The 3,085-nt window shown below is 34.8% G+C and carries 2 protein-coding genes and 1 pseudogene; all 3 read right to left on the bottom strand.

Features of this window, described 5'->3' with window-relative positions; all coding sequences use genetic code 11:
• Positions 1 to 319, bottom strand: a 319-nt coding sequence (locus HG1285_RS05120; RefSeq protein ID WP_008288471.1) for a histidine phosphatase family protein, incomplete at its 3' end; no start/stop codon positions are given.
• Positions 312 to 782, bottom strand: a complete 471-nt coding sequence (locus HG1285_RS05115; protein WP_008288472.1) for an N-acetyltransferase — start codon at positions 780 to 782, stop codon at positions 312 to 314. The genes HG1285_RS05120 and HG1285_RS05115, both read right to left, overlap by 8 nt.
• Positions 760 to 3,085 (bottom strand): annotated as a pseudogene (lon, locus tag HG1285_RS18275) (endopeptidase La); the annotation flags it as partial. The gene HG1285_RS05115 and the pseudogene lon, both read right to left, overlap by 23 nt.

The following is a 3,085-nucleotide window of genomic DNA, read 5'->3' on the forward strand; positions in this document are numbered from 1 at the left end:
TGTTCCAGAGCTGAGTATGGTCTTTATATATTATTTCGTAAGCAAGACCTTCCCATTTTCCAAAATGCATTTCTCTAATTCTTTTATCAACAACAGGCTCTATACCAAGCACATCTCCAATAACAGTAGCTGTCTGATATGCTCTTCTTAAATCCGAGGTGTATATCTTTTGAATACTGTATTTTTTTAACTGCTCCCCTGCAAGTCTTGCCTGAAAAATCCCTTTTGGAGTTAAAAATGTATCAATATGCCCCTGAATAATCTTTTTGGCGTTATATTCACTTTCTCCGTGTCTGCATAAATATAGATTTTTAAGCAACTTTTCCCTCTAAATCAAGTGATACCGGCACTTCATGACAGTCGTTAAATTTTACGCAGTGTATACATTCTGTCCACACTTTTTGGGGAAACTGAGATTTGTCAACAACCTTAAAACCTAATTTTTCAAAAAACTGGGGAACGTAAGTTAGTGCAAAAACCCTCTTTACACCAAGTTCTTTAGCTTCCTCAATACATTTTTCAACTATTTTTTTACCAATGCCTTTATGCTGATATTTTTTCAAAACAGCTAAAGATTTTATCTCTGCTAAATCTTCCCAGTAAATATGAAGTGAGCCAATACCTAAAATGTGGCTGTCCTCTTCGTAAACCCAAAAATCCCTTATGTTTTCATAAATTGAGTTTAAACTGCGGGGAAGTAAGATACCTTCCACCGCAAACTGCTGAAGGATTTGAAAAATTAATTTGGCATCTGATACTTTAGCTTTCCTGAGATTTTTCACTTACCTTTTTTCCTTCACAGATTTTATCAAAATCCCTTACAGCAATAGGGAAAACTTCTTCAATATTCTCTACAAATATAAGGTTCAAATTTTTTCTAACAAAAGAAGGTAAATCCTCTAAAACTCATCTTTATTTCCTTTAGGAAGTATTACAGTTTTTATTCCTGCCCTTTTAGCTGCTAAGATTTTTTCCTTCAGCCCTCCAACAGGCAGTACATGACCTCTTAATGTTATTTCTCCAGTCATTGCAACATCAGAGCTTACAGGTTTTTGCGTAAATAATGAAAATAAAGCTGTCGTTATTGCTATACCGGCAGATGGACCATCTTTAGGAATTGCTCCTGCTGGAACGTGTACATGAACGTCGTACTTTTTAAAATCTTCTGAGTCTATGCAGTAATTTTTAGATTTTGATTTTACAAAAGAAAGTGCAGTCATTGCTGATTCTTTCATAACATCTCCAAGGGAACCTGTAAGTATAAGTTGTCCTTTTCCCGGCATTCTTGTTGCTTCTATTTTTAAAACCTCTCCTCCAACTTCTGTCCACGCAAGCCCCTGAACAACTCCAATTTCATCTTTTTTCTCTTTTTCAGGAGTGTACAGCGGTGCCCCAAGAAATTTTTTAACAAGTGTTTTTGTTATTTTATATTTTTTCCTTTTGCCTGTTAATGCAATTTCTTTTGCTATTTTTCTGAGAACTTCATTTATTTTTCTTTCTAAGCTTCTTACCCCTGCTTCCCTTGTGTATCCTCTTATTAAAAATTGTAGTCCTGAATCTGTAAACTCAACATATTTTGGTTTTAAACCTGTTTCTTTAAGCTGTTTTGGAATTAAATATTTTTTAGCAATGTGAAGTTTTTCTTCCTCAGAATATCCAGGTATTCTTATAACCTCCATTCTATCAAGTAGCGGTCTTGGAATAGTATCAATTCTATTTGCTGTACAGATAAACATTACCTCTGATAAATTAAATGGTACTCCAAGGTATAAATCTACAAACTCCTTATTTTGCTCTGGGTCTAAAACCTCAAGTAGTGCAGACGCTGGATCTCCTCTAAAATCTGACGCTAATTTATCAACTTCGTCAAGCATAATTACAGGGTTTTTCGTACCAACTTGTTTTAAAGCCTGAATTATTCTACCAGGCATAGCTCCAACATAAGTTCTTCTATGTCCTCTAATTTCAGCTTCATCTCTTACACCGCCAAGGGCTATTCTCGTAAATTTTCTTCCAAGTGCTCTGGCTATACTTTTACCGAGAGATGTTTTACCAACCCCGGGCGGACCAACAAAACAAAGTATAGGTCCTTTAATGCCTTTGCCTTTCTTTAATTTTTGAACAGCAAGATACTCAATTATTCTCTCTTTTACTTTTTCAAGGTCATAATGGTCTTCATTAAGTATTTTTTCTGCCCTTTTTAAGTTTAGTTTATCTTTTGTTCTTTTATTCCATGGAAGTTCAACAAGCCAGTCAAGGTACGTTCTAATTACCGAAGCCTCAGCAGAATCAGGGTGCATTTTTTCAAGTCTTTTTAGCTGTTTTTGAGCTTCCTTTTTAACATCTTCAGGCATTCCTGCTTCTTCAATTTTCTTTGTATATTCTTCTACTTCTTCCTGTCTTTCATCTTTTTCTCCAAGCTCCTCCTGTATAGCCTTTATCTGCTGACGGAGAAAGTACTCTCTCTGGTCTTTTTCCATTTGCTCTCTTGCAGAATTTCTGATTTTCTGCTGTATCTCAAGAAGACCTACTTCTTTCAGCAGAAGGTCGTGAACTTTTCTGAGCCTTTCTACAGGGTCTATTGTTTCAAGTATTTCCTGAGCTTCTTTTGAAGGAATATCAAGTATAGATGCAACTAAGTCTGCAAGTCTTCCCGGTTCATCTACAGATTTAATTATCCCAACAAGGTCTGGTACTATCTGTTTTCCGTAAGCAACTGCCTTATCTATTAAATCTTTTATAGAATGTATTAAAGCTTCTACCTCAATGCTTTCTTCATAATCTTCGTCATTTTCTATTACATCAACCTGTACTTTGTAAAGATTATCTTCTTTCTTAAAGTTTTTTATTTTTCCTCTTGCTACCCCCTGAACAAGAATTTTTACCCTGTTATCTTCAAGTTTCATCATTCTTAAAATTGTTGCTACTGTTCCAACTTCATAAATATCATCTTCCTTAGGTTCGTCTATATCTTTGTCTTTCTGAAGAGCTAAAAATATATATCTGTCATTATTTTCTATAGCTTCTTCAATGGCGTTTATTGAAAAATCTCTACCTACAAAAATAGGAAAAACCATATAAGGAA

The organism is Hydrogenivirga sp. 128-5-R1-1 (assembly GCF_000171895.1).